We start from the raw sequence: 14,580 nt of genomic DNA on the forward strand, positions 1-14,580 counted from the left end.
GGGTGGGAGCGGGCGAAGTGAGAGCAGCGAGGGCGCGGGTGGCTGAGGTGCCGAGGGCCCAGCGGGAGGCGAGGGTTGCGATGTGCGAGCGGGATGCGGGGGAGAGGGGGCGCAGGGTGGCGTCGATGGGGCCGAGGTCGAGGGTGCGTACGACGCTGACCACGCGGGGGGCAACGTCGAGGTAGTCGCTGGCGGCGACGAGCTTCGCACGGAGCGATACGGAGAGAGGCGGGCCAGAGGAGTCACCGCCAGTGGAGTCACCGCCGCCACCAGAGGCAGCGGCGCGCAGCCCCTCCAGCGAGCCGTACTGCCCGAGCAGCGTGGCAGCCGTCTTCTCACCGATGCCGGCCACCCCGGGCAGCCCGTCGGAGGCGTCGCCGCGGAGCACAGCGAAGTCGACGTACTGGCGGGCATCCACCCCGTATTTGCTGCGAAGCACGCTGCCGGTCACGAGTTCGAGCCGGCTCATGCCGCGGGCCGTGTAGATCACGCGAACGTTGGCGTCGTCGTCGACCAGTTGAAAGAGGTCACGATCGCCCGTGACGATGTCGACGGCGGTGGTGGCACCCGTGGCGGGTGAGCCGCCAGACGCGAGCGTGCCGATCACATCGTCTGCTTCGTGGTCGGCCGCGCCGACGATGGCGATGTCGAAGGTCTCGAGAACCTCACGAATGACAGGCAACTGCAGCGTCAGGTTCTCGGGCACCACCTCGATGTCGACCCCGCCGGGCACCTCCTCAGCCACCCGGTGCGCTTTGTAGCTCGGTATGAGGTCGACGCGCCAGCGAGGACGCCACGCGTCATCCCAGCACGCGACCAGCGCGTCCGGCTCGAACTCGGTGACAAGCCGCGCGATCATGTCGAGCAGGCCGCGCACCGCATTCACAGGCGTTCCATCGGGGGCGTGAACGCTTTCGGGTACGCCGTAGAACGCGCGAAAGTACAACGATGCTGTGTCGAGGAGCATGAGCCGCTTCGCCATACCTACGATCATCGCACGCCGTCGACCTCTGGCACCGGATGCCCGCCGCCAGCTCAGCGCGCATCACACTGCGCATCGGAGACTCCGGGAGCCGGGCATCCGGGTCACGCGGCACATTCGTGCGCTGCGCCAGCCCCCGCGTCATCCCGCACGACAGGGTATTCTTGGATGACAGGGCCGCCGCTACCGCAGAGCCGTGACCGAGTGGCTTCTGCCGAGCTGACAGGAAAGGTGACCGGATGCCCCGCAAACGTATTGCCATCACCGTCGCCATGACAGCAAGCGCGGCTCTGGCCGTCGTTGCAGCCGTTTCGGTCTCGAGCGGTTGGGGCGCCGCGGTGCGGCCGGGCGGAGCGGGGCTGTCGTCGATTTCTGCCTCGTCGACCACTGCCTCGTCGACCGCTGCCTCGTCGAGCTCTGCATCGTCGACCTCTGCCCCGTCGAGTTCTGTGTTCGCGTCAGCGAGCGCGTCGGCCGACGCATCGGCCGGGCCCCCGTCTCTGCCGGTGCCGGTTCCGGGCCCGCCGGCCATGGTGGCGGCAGCCGTCTCGGGCGATGCGCCCCAAGTACCTTTCTCCTCTGGCGCCGAGAGCGTTCCGGTCAGCGCGTTCGGAAGCGCGCCGAGGAGTGTGCCCGGGAGCGGCGCCGTCGTGGTCGCCATCGGCGACTCGATCATGGACGGCCACGGGCTCGACGGCGGCGAGTCATGGCCTGATCTCGTCTCACCGACACAGAGCTGGACTCTCACCAACCTGTCGACCGATGGCTCCGGCTTTCTGATGGCGGGTGCGGAGGGGAACACCTTCCAAGCGCAGGCCGATGTGGCCGAATCGCTGAACCCCGACGTGGTGATCGTCTCGTCGAGCAGCAACGACCTCGGGCTCGACAGCAGCGATCTCGCCGCGGCCACCCGCTCCACCTTCACCAGCCTGAGGGCTGCGTTGCCCACCACCCGCATCATCGCCCTGAGCGCGTTCTGGGGCGATACCGAGGTGCCGGCAGAGCTGCAGCAGATCGACGAGGGTGTGCGGTCGGCCGCCCTGGCCGTCGGTGGCACCTACGTCGACATCGGGCAACCCCTCGCAGACCAGCCCGGGCTGATGCAAGACGATGACGTGCACCCCACGGCCGATGGCGAGCACGAACTGGCCGACACGATCGGGCCGCTGGTGCGCAACGCACTTTCGTCACCCTGACCCAATTAGATTAATCCGCAGGTGCGGAATTAGAATCTGTTTCATGTCGCATATTCGGATTCGTGATGCAGCGCAGTACTTGGGTGTCAGCGACGACACGGTACGACGATGGGTCGACGCCGGTGTTCTCGAGAGTCTGAAAGATGACTCGGGTCGCACCGTTGTCGATGGCCTTGCACTGGCCCAGTTGGCCCGCAAGAACGCCATCCTGCCCGATGACACGTCGCTGGTCGGGCGGTCTGCCCGCAATCGTTTCGTGGGTCTCGTCACCGAGATCATCAGCGACAAAGTCATGGCGCAGGTCGAGATGCAGTGCGGCCCCCACCGGGTGGTCTCACTCATGTCGAGCGAAGCCGTGCGCGAACTCGGGCTCGAACTCGGTTCGGTTGCCGTCGCCGTGGTGAAAGCCACGACGGTCATCGTCGAAACCCCTCCAGTAAAGGCCTGAAGCCATGACGCTACCTGTTCGAAGTTTCGCCGCACTGCTCATGGCTGCGGCGGTGATCATGGGTGCTGCTGCCTGTTCCAGCTCGTCGAACGGCAGCAGCGCGTCGGTCGGTAACGCCCCTTCCAGCTCGGCCACCACCGCACCGGGCGGCACTATCACCGTGTTCGCCGCCGCTTCTCTCAAAGCGACCTTCACGAAGCTCGGAACAGAGTTTCAGGCCGAGAACCCAGGTACGACCGTGACCTTCAGCTTCGCGGGCTCGTCTGACCTCGTGACCCAGATCACGGGTGGCGCGCCGGCCGATGTGTTCGCATCGGCCGACACGAAGAACATGACCAAGCTCACCGATGCCAAGCTCATCAGTGGCACCCCGGTGAACTTTGCCACCAACGTGCTCGAGATCGCTGTGCCGCCGGGAAACCCCGCCGGGGTGAAGACGTTCGCCGATCTCGGCAAGAGCAGCATCAAGACCGTCATCTGTGCGGTGGCGGTGCCCTGCGGTGCCGCAACAGCCACCATCGAGACGGCCACGGGCGTCACTATTCCCGCCGTGAGCCAAGAGTCGTCGGTCACCGACGTGCTCGGCAAGGTCAGCTCGGGTGAAGCCGACGCCGGCCTCGTCTACGTCACCGATGTGAAGGGTGCCGGCACAAGCGTCACCGGCGTTCCTTTCGCCGAGTCGAGCACGGCCGTGAACACCTACCCGATCGGCGCACTCGCGTCGACGAAGAGCAGCGCACTTTCACAGGCGTTCATCGCGTTCGTGACCGGCAGCACCGGCCAGGGCGTGCTGTCAGACGCAGGGTTCGGAAAGCCGTAACCTGCCCCTTATGAAAGCCTCCAGCGGGTACGCGGGCGTTCCCCGATGGGTTCTCGCCATCGCCATCATCGGCGCACTGTTCGTGGTGCTGCCGCTGGTGGCGATGGTCGTTCGTGTGAACTGGGGTCAGTTCATCCCGTTGATCACCTCGAAGGAGTCGACGGATGCCCTGCTGCTGAGCCTGCGCACCTCCGGTGCCGCCACTCTGCTCTGCATCATCGTGGGTGTTCCGATGGCGCTGGTGCTGGCGCGAACGCGGTTTCCGGGCCAGCGCATCGTTCGTTCGCTCGTACTGCTGCCGCTGGTGCTTCCCCCGGTGGTGGGAGGCATCGCGCTGCTCTACACGTTCGGGCGCCAGGGGTTGCTCAAGGCGCCGATGGATTTTCTGGGCATCCAGATCGCCTTCTCGACCACCGCCGTGATTCTGGCGCAGACCTTCGTGGCGCTGCCCTTTCTGGTGCTGAGCCTCGAGGGGGCGCTGCGAACGGTGGGCACGCGATATGAAGCCATCGGGGCCACGCTCGGAGCCGGCCCCACAACCGTTCTGCGCCGTATCACCCTGCCGCTGGTGCTGCCCGCGCTCGTCTCGGGGGCTGTGTTGTCGTTCGCCAGGGCGCTGGGCGAATTCGGTGCCACTCTTACCTTCGCGGGCAGCCTGCAGGGTGTCACGCGTACGCTGCCGCTCGAGATCTACCTGCAGCGGGAGAGCGACCCCGATGCGGCTGTCGCGCTCGCGCTCGTGCTGGTCGCTGTGGCCATTCTGGTGGTGGGACTGGCGCACCAGGCGAGCCTCGGCAACGCCGGGGGCAGGCAGAGGCTCTTGTGACCTTCACTTTCGACGCCCGTGTGGCGAGCCGTGACTTCGACGTGTCGTTCACCCTTGAGGAGGGCGAGACGGTTGCTGTGCTCGGGCCGAATGGGGCGGGAAAATCGACCCTGCTGAACCTCATCTCGGGGCTGCTGGCGGCCGACGATGGGCACGCCGAACTCGAGAGCGCAAGCCTGTTCGATACGCGGGCTGGCACGCAACACGGCTCGAAACCGCCGCACCAGCGCGCGGTCGCGCTGCTCGCGCAGGAGGCGCTGCTGTTTCCGCACCTGAGCGTGCTGAACAATGTCGCCTTCGGGCCGCGAAGTGCAGGCGCCCGTCGTCAGGCATCGCACGCTGCAGCCCGCCGGTGGCTCGCCGAGGTCGACGGCAGCGAGTTCGAGAACCGCAGGCCAGCGCAGCTCTCTGGTGGACAGGCGCAACGCATTGCCGTGGCCCGGGCACTCGCCGCCGAGCCGCGGCTGCTGCTGCTCGACGAGCCGATGGCGGCCCTCGACATGGCGGTCACGCCGGCCATTCGCCGCATGTTGAAGCGGGTGCTCGCGGGGCGTACCGCGCTGATCGTGACGCACGATATCCTCGACGCCTACACGCTGGCCGACCGGGTGCTCGTCATCGAGCGAGGCCGAGTCGTCGAAGACGGCCCCACCCGGGAGGTGCTCGAGCGGCCCCGTACGGCGTTTGCTGCGGGCATCGCGGGGCTGAGCATCCTGAGCGGTGTGCGCACCCCGACCGGCCTCCGCACCGACGACGGTATCGAGCTGGCGGTGTCGACCGGCGCCGCGGCGGCGAACGCGACCGAGTGGCCGGCTCCGGATGCTGGCACCGCCGTCATCGTGGCCGTTCGCCCCTCTGCGGTGACGGTGTCGAACCGCCCGCCCGCCGCAGCCGTCAACGCCATCGAGGGTGTCATCACCGACCTCGAGCAGCGCGGCGACCTCGTGCGGGTGCGCACCGATCGCCTCGCGGCAGACCTCACTGCTCGCCGCGTGGCCGAACTCGACCTCACCGACGGCTCGCGCTCCTGGTTCAGCTTCGATCCCGGGGCGGCCGCACTCTACCCGGCCACGCGGCCCCGAGCCCGCTAACCGCCCCGCGCCCGCTCGCCGCCTACCTCTCGGTCGCGCCGTCGCCCTGCCCGAGGTGCAGCGTGCCCTTCACCCGCTCGATGCCCTCTGACAGCAGCGCCTCAGCCGAATCCTTCGCCACCTCGAGCAGGTACGGGTCACCCTTCAGCAGTGCCAGAGCGGTGTTCTTCGCGAACTCCGCCGTGATGTGCGCGGGCAGTGGCGGAACGTTCTTGCTGCAGTACGCATCGATCAGCGTGACGCCGCGGTGGGCGAAGGCCCGGTCGAGCGCCGCCTCGACCTCGTCGTCGGCCCGCACCCTGACCGCTTCGAAGCCCAGCAGCTCGGCCCAGCCCGCGTAGTCGACCGATTCGACGTCTTGCGCCGTGCGCCACACCGGGTTGCCGTCTTCGGTGCGCATCTCCCACGACACCTGCCCGAGGTCGTCGTTGTGCATGACCACGATGACCAGCTGCGGGTTGCTCCACCGGCTGAGGTACTTCTTCACCGTGATGAGTTCGTTCATTCCGAGCATCTGAAACGCTCCGTCGCCTATCGTGCACACCACTGTGCGGTCGGGGTACGCGAACTTCGCCGCGACCGCGTAGGGCATGGCCGCGAGCATCGTGGCGAGCCGGCCCGACATGTCGCCGAGCATCCCGTCGCGCAGCCGAATGTGGTGCCCGTACCAGTCGGCCGTCGTACCGGCATCGGCCGTCACGATGGCCCGAGGAGGCAGCCGCTTGTTGAGCTCGTGGATGACCCGCCGCGGGTTCACGCCGTCGGAGTACTCGAGCGCTGCCTGCGCCGCCATCTCCTTCTCCCACGACACCATTTCGTCGGCGATACCGTTCTGCCATGACAGATCGGTCTTCGCATCGAGGTGCGGGATCAGCGCTTCGAGCGTGGCCTTGACGTCTCCCCACACGTTCAGCTCGGTGGGGTAACGCAGCCCCATCTGCTCGGGCTTCAGGTCGACCTGCACGGCCCGCGCCTGGCCGCTCTCGGGCAGAAACTGCCCGTACGGGTAATTGGTGCCGAGTAGCACCAGCGTGTCGCAGTGTTTCATCTGCTTGAGGCTCGGAAGTGAGCCGAGCAGCCCGAGCTGCTGGGTGTGATGTGGAACATCAGAGGGCACAACCTGCTTGCCGCGAAGCGCAGTAATGATGCCGGCACCCGCGAGCCGCGCAGCTTCGAGCACCTCGGCGGTCGCTCCGGTGGCGCCGTGCCCCACGAGGAACGTCACCTTCTGGCCGGCGTTGATGATGCCCGCCATTTTCACTATCTCGCTCTCGGGCGGTGTGATGGCCGTGGATGCTCCCACCGCGCTCGAACGCGACACCCAGTTCGCCGGGCTCGGCTCGACCATCTTCATCGCCTGCACGTCGTGCGGAATCACGATGACCGCCGGCCCGAGCCGCAGCCGCGCGGTGCGGAAGGCGGTGTCGACGACGGCCTGAGCCTGTTCGGGCGACACGATGGTCTGTACGTACACGGCGACGTCGGCGAATACGCGCTCGAGGTTCGACTCCTGCATGGTGAACGTGCCGAGCGCGTTCAGGCCCTGCTGGCCGACGATGGCGACCACCGGCTGGTTGTCCATTTGCGCGTCGTACAGGCCGTTCAACAGATGGAACGCGCCGGGGCTCGAGGTTGCGATGCACACGCCGGTCTCGCCGGTGAACTTGGCATGCGCCGTGGCCATCAGGCCGCAGATCTCCTCGTGCGTCGGGCGGATGTACTCGAGCCCGGTGCCCTCCTTCTCTGCCTTGCCGAGCGCGCCGTCGAACGCGCCTGCGCCGTCACCGGGAAACCCGAAGACCCGCGTGACTCCCCACTCTGTGACGCGCTGAATGACGAAGTCGCTGACGGTAGCCATGGGCAGAACCTTTCGTGGGGGCGGTTCTTCGACCGTATTCCCGGGCGCCGCGGCGCAGAAAGGGATTGACAGCCCGCACGGGCTGGCCGTGTCAGGCGTCGGGCGCCGCGCCGAGCTTCGCTGCCAGGTACTCCAGCGCCAGAACGTAGCCGAGCGGCCCCGCGCCGCAGATCACCACGTCAGCCACCGCCGACACGAACGAGTGGTGGCGAAACTCTTCACGCTTGTGGATGTTACTGAGGTGCACTTCGGCCACGGGCAGTTGTACGGCGCTGAGCGCGTCGGCGATGGCCACCGAGGTGTGTGAGTAGGCGGCGGGGTTCAGGATGATCGCGTGCGCGCTCGTGCGGGCATCCTGAATCAGATCGACGAGTTCGCCCTCGTGGTTGCTCTGCGCGAAGGTCACCGTCACACCGAGCTCGGCAGCCCTGGCCGTGACCAGTTGCTCGACGTCGGCGAGCGACTGGCTGCCGTAGATGCCGGGTTCGCGGAGCCCCAGGAGGTTCAGGTTCGGTCCGTTGATGACACTGACCGTGATGTTCGGGGCCGGCGTCGGGGGTGGTGGGGTCATCGGGCGGTTCTCTCTGCTGGCGGCCGGGGTGCTTACACCGTACCGTTCTGGCAGAATCGCTGCCCGCATTGGGAATGAACGGCCGATTCGCAGCATTGGTAGGAGAGATGTCTACTCACCCTTCCCCGCACACACTCACCGATCGCCGCGGATGGATCGCGGTGCTCTCGGTGGCCCTCGGCTCGTTCGTACTCGTGCTTTCAGAATTCTTGCCCATCGGGTTGCTGCCCGCGATCGCAGCCGACCTGAACATCAGCGTGGGTACCGCCGGTCTCGTCGTTGTCGCGACGGGTCTCACGGGGGCGATCGGGGCACCCCTCGTGACCGTCGTCACCTCGCGGGTCGACCGACGCATCGTGCTGGTCTCGCTCACCGCTCTTCTCGTGATCTCCGACGTGCTCGGTGCCTTCGCCGCGAATCTGCCCACGCTGATTCTCGCGCGCATGCTGCTCGGCCTTGCCATTGGCGGGTTCTGGTCGATCGGCGCCGGAATCGCCAGCCGTCTGGTGCGTGAGAGCAGCGTGATTCGTGCCACCTCGTTCATCACCGCCGGGGTCTCGCTCGCCACCGTGGTGAGCCTGCCGCTCGGCGCCTTCGTCTCCGCAGTCGCCACCTGGCGCACGGCCTTTTTCATTGGCGCAGCGCTCGGCGCCGTCGCACTGCTGCTGCAGATCGCTCTGCTGCCGCGCATTCCTGCCATTCAGCGTGTGCGGTTCGCGACCCTCGGCCAGCTGCTGTTGATTCCGCGCGCGCGCATCGGGCTGATCGCCACCGCGCTCGCGTTCATGGCCCAGTTCGCCGCGTACACGTACGTTGCCCCCTACCTGCAAGACCTGGTGCAGATCAACCCGACCACGATCACCATCGCACTGCTGGCGTTCGGCGTCGCCGGTATCGCGGGCAACTTCATCGCCGGGTTCACGCTCAGCCGCAGTGTCACCGGCACCCTCGCGGTGACGAAGGTGGTACTTGCCATCGCCGTCGTCTCGCTCCCGCTGCTGGCGTGGTCGCTGCCGGGTGTGTTCGCGCTGCTGGTGCTCTGGGGGCTCGTGTGGGGAGCTCTGCCTCTGGGGCTGCAGACGTGGATGTCGCAGGCCGCCCCCGGGGCATCCGATGGCAGTCTCGCGCTGTTCGTCACGACCATTCAGCTCGCCATCGCGACCGGCTCGATCGTCGGGGGGCTCGGTGTGAGTGCGTTCGGAGTGGCCTTCGTCTTCTACCTCGCGGGCGGCATCGCGCTCGCCGGGCTCCTGGTGTTGCTCTCGCTCGGTCGCCAGCGCCGCGCTGTCGCTGTCGTGACCGGTTCGGTGCCTGTCGCAAGTTGACCCACCGCCGCCACACCGTGAACACTCACGCAACACTGGGCCTACGTCGGGTCTTTTTTCAGGCGGGAGCGTTAATCTGAAATGGTGAGCGCAGCACTGACGGGTTCTATGACCGACCGAACAGAGCCCCACGCTGTCTACGCTCCGACCCCGTGGAGCGACGGCGTGTGGTTCATGGCGCACGACGGCCGGTGCCTTGGCTGGGTGCGCTGGTACAGCGACGGCGAGCACGAATTCTTCGGCGTCTACTCGTACGGCTGCGACCAGCAGGGTCTGAGAGTGTGGTTGTCGTCGCACGAGAGCCTCGCAGGCGCCGCCGCATGGATGGGCGCCAACGTCGGGCAGTTGCTCGAGCGTTCTCGGCGGCTCGGCCCCGACCCGGTGAACCCGCTGGGCCTGCACGAACGCCGCCGCTAGCTCGGCCACACCTGTCGGCACTGCCGGGTCTGCCATGCCTATGTGAACAGCTGTCAGGCCTCTCTGAACAGTCAGAGTTCGGTCAGATGATCCATCGGGTTGACGCGCTTGCGTCGCAACTCGCGCTGGCCGGGAGGGGCATCGCCCACATACAACCAGCCGAGCAGGTTCTCGTTCGGCCGCAGTTCGTGCATCTGCCGCACTGGCTCCGAACGGGTCTGCTGACCCGTTCGCCACATCACACCCCAGCCCGCTTCGTCGAGCAGCAGTGAGAGTGCGTGGGCGACTCCGGATGCGACGGCCTCCTGCTCCCAGTACGGTACCTTCGCGCTCGGCTGGTGAACGACCACCAGTGCGATGAGCAGGGGAGCGCGGTGCATCTTCGCCACCAGCTTCTCGCGGTTCGCACCGGGCCCCTCGGCGTCGGCCAGAGCATGCCCCAGCCGATCGCGAGCGGCCCCGCGAAGCTCGATGAGGCGCCACGGCCGCAGCGAGCTGTGGTCGGCTACCGTGCCGGCGGCCTCGACCAACGCAAACAGATCGCGGTGCGAGGGGGCAGAGGCCCCCACCTTCGACACCGAACGACGGTGCAGCAGAGAGTCGAGTGCCGACACGGTGCAGCCTGCCTAGGCTTCTTCGTCGAACGAGAGCGAAACCGAGTTCATGCAGAAACGGTCACCGGTCGGCGTCTGAGGTGCGTCGTCGAACAGGTGCCCGAGGTGCGAGCCACAGTTCGAGCAGCGAACCTCGGTGCGAACCATGCCGAGGCTCTTGTCTTCGATCAGTTCGACCGAGTCGGAGTCTTTCGGCGCGTAGAAGCTCGGCCACCCGCAGTGCGAGTCGAACTTGGTGTCGCTGCGAAAGAGTTCTTGCCCGCACGCCTTACAGCGGTAGACGCCTTCGCGCTTCTCGTCGAGCAGCTCGCCCGTCCACGGGCGCTCGGTGGCAGCCTGGCGCAGAACGGCGAACTCTTCGCGGTTCAGCTTGCGCTTCCACTCTTCGTCTGACTTGGCAACTTCGTAGCTCATGGTCTCCTCTTTCCACGCGCGCCGACGGTCTCGATCGGCTGAGGGCGCGTTCCATCATCACAGTAAACTCGAACCCGTGTCTGACCATTCCATCATTCAGAAAACGTTCAGTGAGTTCACGACCAGCGAACTCTACGCCGCGCTGAAACTGCGTACCGATGTGTTCCTCGTCGAGCAGGGTGTCGATGAGACCGAGCTGGATGGCCGTGACCTCGAGCCCGGCACCGTTCACTTCTGGCTGGCCGACGGCGCCGAAACCGTCGCGTACCTCCGTACTCTCGAAGACGAAGTGCCTGAGCACCTCGATGCGAAGAGAATCATCGGTCGCGTGGTGGTGGGGCCGGCGTTCCGGGGCAACGGGCTCGCCCAGCGCCTGGTGGCCTCCGTCATCGAGCGCTTCGGCCACGAGGCGCTCTTGCTGCACGCGCAGAGTTACATTGCCCCGCTGTACGAGAAGTTCGGTTTCGAGGCGTTCGGTGACGAGTATGTCGAGGCGGGCATCCGGCACCTGAGCATGTATCGTGCCGGGGCGTAGAGCGACTGGCGAAGCGGCTCTGGGTGCTCGCACGCGTGGCTTGCACCCTCTGCCAAGGTGCCGAGCCCTAGAATTGGCGAAACTTGGCGCTGCAGAGGGCGGCCGGGTGTCGACGAGCGAGACCACGAGTAGATGAGGGGTGGCAAGCGCATGACTGAACCCGCAGCAACCCCTGCACTCACGGCAGAGCCCGGCACTCTCGCTGAGCGCGACCGCCGCATTCTCGAATTCGAACGCATCTGGTGGCAGCACGTGGGCAAGAAAGAGCAGGCCATTCGCGAAGAATTCGGCCTCTCTGCTGCTCGGTACTACCAGATCGTCGGTACCCTGCTCGAATCGCCCGCAGCGCTCGCATTCGACCCCATGCTCATCAAGCGGCTCCAACGAGTACGAGACACGCGGCTGGCAGCCCGGTCTGCACGTCTTCTTTCCCGCGACGAATAAAGATCGGCCCACGCCCTCACCATGCCTACCGAACCGCAGGATTCCTTTGACCGTGCCGTCTTCGACGGCCCCCGCCGCGGCGTTCATCGTGGACCGAAGCCACGCGGCCGCGGCTGGGTGACCTTCGCGTGGGCTGCGCTCGCGACCGGCGTGCTGGTCGGCCTCGGGGTCGTGGGGCTCTTCGCCATCAACAACAAGATCAACTTCGTGGGTACGAGCGGTGGCGATTCGTCGGCCGTCGCGAGCGACGCCGTCACCCCGACGCCCACCGTCGAGCCCACCACGAACGCGGCTGCGAAGGTGACCATTCTGAACGGAACCACCGTTGCCGGGCTCGCGACGCGGGCCGGAACACAGGCCACGACGGCCGGCTGGGCCGTCGGTGCCGAGGCCAACGCCAGTACGACAGACATCACGGCGTCGACCGTCTACTACGCCGACGCGGGCAATGAAGGAGCCGCCAAGGGCCTGGCGGCGGCGCTCGGCGGCATTGCTGTGCAGCAATCGACACAGTTTCAGGGGGCCGACCTCACAGCGGTACTGGGTACCGATTACAAAGACCCCGGAAAGTGAAGAAACACCTCTTGTATTTCGGGATTGTTTAATCCTTGTTGAATTGTCGTCACGAGTCCCCACATTGACTGCCTGCACCGTTTTACTAGGGAAACGGATCATTTCACTCGAAATGGTGGCACGTAACACAGCAATTGGGAGTAACAATGGCGAACGGAACCGTCAAGTGGTTCAACGCTGAAAAAGGCTACGGCTTTATCACGGTAGAGGGTGGCGGGCAAGACGTCTTCGTTCACTACTCCGCCATCGACATGGGTGGCTACAAGGTTCTCGAAGAGGGCCAGCAGGTCATCTTCGAAGTGGGAACAGGCTCTAAGGGCCCCCAGGCGGAGTCAGTTCGCCTGGCCCAGTAGCCAATACCGGTCTCGTCCCCGGGCGTTCACTTGCACTCGCACCCTACGAGTGCCAGTATTGGTCTTAGCACTCTCGCTATTTGAGTGCTAAACCTTTATGAATCTTTCATGACGCCCGGGAGGGACGAGAAACACACATGGCAAAGATTATTGCTTTCGACGAAGAGGCCAGACGCGGCCTCGAGCGTGGACTCAACATTTTGGCTGACGCCGTCAAGGTGACGCTCGGCCCGCGCGGTCGCAACGTCGTACTTGAGAAGAAGTGGGGTGCGCCCACCATCACGAACGATGGTGTGTCCATCGCCAAAGAGATCGAACTCGACGACCCGTACGAGAAAATCGGTGCGGAGCTCGTCAAAGAGGTCGCCAAGAAGACTGACGACGTCGCAGGCGACGGAACGACGACCGCTACGGTTCTCGCCCAGGCCCTGGTTCGCGAAGGCCTGCGCAACGTCGCAGCCGGTGCCGACCCGATCAGCCTGAAGAAGGGCATCGAGAAGGCTGTTGCAGCCGTCATCGCCGAGCTCGTCAACAACGCCAAAGAGATCGAGACCAAAGAAGAGATCGCGGCTACCGCATCGATCTCCGCTGGTGACCCCGAGATCGGCGCGCTGATTGCAGAAGCAATCGACAAGGTCGGTAAAGAGGGTGTCGTCACCGTCGAGGAGTCGAACACGTTCGGCACCGAGCTCGAGCTGACCGAGGGCATGAGATTCGACAAGGGTTACCTGTCGCAGTACTTCGTCACCGACCCCGACCGTCAAGAGGCCGTCTTCGAAGACCCCTACATCCTGATCGTCAACTCGAAGGTGTCGCAGATCAAAGATCTGCTCCCCATCGTCGACAAGGTCATCCAGGCCAACAAGCAGCTGCTCATCATTGCTGAAGACGTCGATGGCGAAGCACTCGCCACGCTCGTCGTCAACAAGATCCGCGGCATCTTCAAGTCGGTTGCCGTCAAGGCTCCCGGCTTCGGCGACCGTCGCAAGGCGCAGCTGCAAGACATTGCCATCCTCACCGGTGGCCAGGTCATCTCCGAAGAGGTCGGCCTCAAGCTCGAGAACGTCACGCTCGACCTCCTGGGCCGTGCGCGCAAGGTCGTCATCACCAAAGATGAGACCACCATCGTCGAAGGTGCCGGCGACGCCGAGCTCATCGCCGGTCGCGTGCAGCAGATCCGCAACGAGATCGAGAACACCGACAGCGACTACGACCGTGAGAAGCTGCAAGAGCGTCTCGCGAAGCTCGCTGGTGGCGTCGCCGTCATCAAGGCCGGTGCCGCAACCGAGGTCGAGCTCAAAGAGCGCAAGCACCGCATCGAAGATGCCGTGCGCAACGCCAAGGCAGCCGTCGAAGAGGGCATCGTCGCCGGTGGTGGCGTAGCGCTCATTCAGGCTGGCAAGACCGCTTTCGAGAAGCTCGAGCTCACGGGTGACGAGGCGACCGGTGCAAACATCGTTCGCGTCGCCATCGACGCTCCGCTCAAGCAGATCGCTGTCAACGCGGGCCTCGAGCCCGGTGTTGTCGCCGAGAAGGTGCGCAACCTGCCCGTCGGATGGGGCCTCAACGCCGCAACCGGCGAGTACGTCGACATGCTGGCTGCCGGAATCAACGACCCGGTGAAGGTGACGCGCTCTGCCCTGCAGAACGCCGCATCCATCGCCGGTCTGTTCCTCACCACCGAGGTCGTCGTCGCCGACAAGCCGGAGCGCAACTCTGCTCCCGTGGGCGACCCGTCAGGCGGAATGGACTTCTAAGTCCTCCACCCCTCACCACCACAAGCGGGCTGTCTCCTTCGGGAGGCGGCCCGCTTTGGCGTTCCCGCCCCGATTCGGCTCGTCGGAGCGGTGGCACTCACGAATCGGCGGCCCTTGCTCAGACTTCCGCTGTATTCGCCGCGGTTCGAACGAGGGCCGCCGATTGCGTTGTCTCCGGCGTACGCAGCGCAGCGAGCAGGCGCAGCAGGCGCAGCAGCGCAGCGAGCAGGCGCAGCAGGCGCAGCAGCGCAGCACAGCAGGCGGCCACAGCGAGCAGGTGAGGAAGCAAGCCAGTCCGCGGGCGCTGGCGGGGGAGTGGGTCAGGCCGTGTCTCTTATACACATCTCCGAGCCCAC

The 14,580-nt window shown here is 65.8% G+C and carries 18 protein-coding genes; 12 read left to right on the forward strand and 6 right to left on the reverse strand.

Going from position 1 to position 14,580, the window contains the following annotated elements:
• Window positions 1–982: 5'-3' exonuclease (locus QN358_RS17490; protein WP_323513112.1), on the reverse strand; the 982-nt coding region annotated here is incomplete at its 3' end.
• A gap of 239 nt (window positions 983–1,221) precedes the next feature.
• Here QN358_RS17490 and QN358_RS17495 point away from each other — a divergent pair.
• From QN358_RS17495 to QN358_RS17515, 5 genes are read left to right on the forward strand one after another with little or no spacing between them, the layout of a single operon-like run.
• The gene (locus QN358_RS17495; protein WP_323513113.1) at window positions 1,222–2,178 is read left to right on the forward strand and encodes an SGNH/GDSL hydrolase family protein; all 957 of its coding nucleotides are present in this window, start codon (window positions 1,222–1,224) and stop codon (window positions 2,176–2,178) included.
• Between the two features lie 43 nt (window positions 2,179–2,221).
• The gene (locus tag QN358_RS17500) at window positions 2,222–2,626 is read left to right on the forward strand and encodes a TOBE domain-containing protein (protein WP_136643247.1); all 405 of its coding nucleotides are present in this window, start codon (window positions 2,222–2,224) and stop codon (window positions 2,624–2,626) included.
• A 4-nt stretch (window positions 2,627–2,630) separates the two neighbouring features.
• Window positions 2,631–3,446 carry a molybdate ABC transporter substrate-binding protein gene (modA, locus tag QN358_RS17505; RefSeq protein WP_323513114.1) on the forward strand — a complete coding sequence of 272 codons (816 nt, stop codon included), beginning with the start codon at window positions 2,631–2,633 and terminating at the stop codon, window positions 3,444–3,446.
• A gap of 10 nt (window positions 3,447–3,456) precedes the next feature.
• The gene (locus QN358_RS17510) at window positions 3,457–4,272 is read left to right on the forward strand and encodes an ABC transporter permease (RefSeq protein ID WP_323513115.1); all 816 of its coding nucleotides are present in this window, start codon (window positions 3,457–3,459) and stop codon (window positions 4,270–4,272) included.
• A complete protein-coding gene (locus QN358_RS17515) occupies window positions 4,269–5,363 on the forward strand; it encodes an ABC transporter ATP-binding protein (protein ID WP_323513116.1) in 1,095 nt (364 codons plus the stop codon). Before QN358_RS17510 ends, QN358_RS17515 begins: the two co-directional genes overlap by 4 nt.
• A gap of 22 nt (window positions 5,364–5,385) precedes the next feature.
• Here the strand turns inward: QN358_RS17515 and QN358_RS17520 are convergent, their stop codons facing one another.
• A complete protein-coding gene (locus QN358_RS17520) occupies window positions 5,386–7,221 on the reverse strand; it encodes a thiamine pyrophosphate-dependent enzyme (RefSeq protein ID WP_323513117.1) in 1,836 nt (611 codons plus the stop codon).
• Between the two features lie 91 nt (window positions 7,222–7,312).
• Window positions 7,313–7,792, reverse strand: coding sequence for a type II 3-dehydroquinate dehydratase (aroQ, locus tag QN358_RS17525; RefSeq protein WP_136643242.1), 480 nt, complete (start codon window positions 7,790–7,792; stop codon window positions 7,313–7,315).
• A 107-nt stretch (window positions 7,793–7,899) separates the two neighbouring features.
• Here aroQ and QN358_RS17530 point away from each other — a divergent pair, with 107 nt between their 5' ends.
• Together QN358_RS17530 and QN358_RS17535 are read left to right on the forward strand one after the other, a co-directional pair.
• Window positions 7,900–9,117: an MFS transporter gene (locus tag QN358_RS17530; RefSeq protein WP_136643241.1), complete on the forward strand. Its 1,218-nt coding sequence runs from the start codon at window positions 7,900–7,902 to the stop codon at window positions 9,115–9,117.
• Window positions 9,118–9,225: 108 nt separating this feature from the next.
• Window positions 9,226–9,534, forward strand: coding sequence for a hypothetical protein (locus QN358_RS17535; RefSeq protein WP_323513118.1), 309 nt, complete (start codon window positions 9,226–9,228; stop codon window positions 9,532–9,534).
• Between the two features lie 71 nt (window positions 9,535–9,605).
• Here the strand turns inward: QN358_RS17535 and QN358_RS17540 are convergent, their stop codons facing one another.
• Together QN358_RS17540 and msrB are read right to left on the reverse strand one after the other, a co-directional pair.
• Window positions 9,606–10,148 (reverse strand): nitroreductase family protein, encoded by a 543-nt coding sequence (locus QN358_RS17540; RefSeq protein WP_136643239.1) that lies wholly within the window; start codon window positions 10,146–10,148, stop codon window positions 9,606–9,608.
• Between the two features lie 12 nt (window positions 10,149–10,160).
• Window positions 10,161–10,562, reverse strand: a complete 402-nt coding sequence (msrB, locus tag QN358_RS17545; RefSeq protein ID WP_136643238.1) for a peptide-methionine (R)-S-oxide reductase MsrB — start codon at window positions 10,560–10,562, stop codon at window positions 10,161–10,163.
• A gap of 76 nt (window positions 10,563–10,638) precedes the next feature.
• On the opposite strand from msrB, the gene QN358_RS17550 reads away from it, so the two are divergent.
• The 5 genes from QN358_RS17550 to groL all read left to right on the forward strand — a co-directional run bounded on the left by QN358_RS17550 (window position 10,639) and on the right by groL (window position 14,224).
• Complete coding sequence (locus QN358_RS17550; protein ID WP_237280491.1) at window positions 10,639–11,097, forward strand: GNAT family N-acetyltransferase; 459 nt, start codon at window positions 10,639–10,641, stop codon at window positions 11,095–11,097.
• Between the two features lie 150 nt (window positions 11,098–11,247).
• Complete coding sequence (locus QN358_RS17555; protein WP_136643237.1) at window positions 11,248–11,541, forward strand: DUF3263 domain-containing protein; 294 nt, start codon at window positions 11,248–11,250, stop codon at window positions 11,539–11,541.
• 21 nt (window positions 11,542–11,562) lie between these two features.
• A complete protein-coding gene (locus QN358_RS17560; RefSeq protein ID WP_136643236.1) occupies window positions 11,563–12,114 on the forward strand; it encodes a LytR C-terminal domain-containing protein in 552 nt (183 codons plus the stop codon).
• A 146-nt stretch (window positions 12,115–12,260) separates the two neighbouring features.
• Window positions 12,261–12,467 carry a cold-shock protein gene (locus QN358_RS17565; RefSeq protein WP_136643235.1) on the forward strand — a complete coding sequence of 69 codons (207 nt, stop codon included), beginning with the start codon at window positions 12,261–12,263 and terminating at the stop codon, window positions 12,465–12,467.
• A gap of 137 nt (window positions 12,468–12,604) precedes the next feature.
• Window positions 12,605–14,224, forward strand: a complete 1,620-nt coding sequence (groL, locus tag QN358_RS17570; protein WP_136643234.1) for a chaperonin GroEL — start codon at window positions 12,605–12,607, stop codon at window positions 14,222–14,224.
• 118 nt (window positions 14,225–14,342) lie between these two features.
• On the opposite strand, the gene QN358_RS17575 is transcribed toward groL, so the two are convergent.
• Window positions 14,343–14,513, reverse strand: a complete 171-nt coding sequence (locus QN358_RS17575) for a hypothetical protein (protein WP_323513119.1) — start codon at window positions 14,511–14,513, stop codon at window positions 14,343–14,345.
• Window positions 14,514–14,580: the final 67 nt, after the last annotated feature.

The sequence above is a fragment of the Subtercola sp. RTI3 genome (assembly GCF_035018625.1).
Lineage (GTDB): Bacteria > Actinomycetota > Actinomycetes > Actinomycetales > Microbacteriaceae > Subtercola > Subtercola vilae.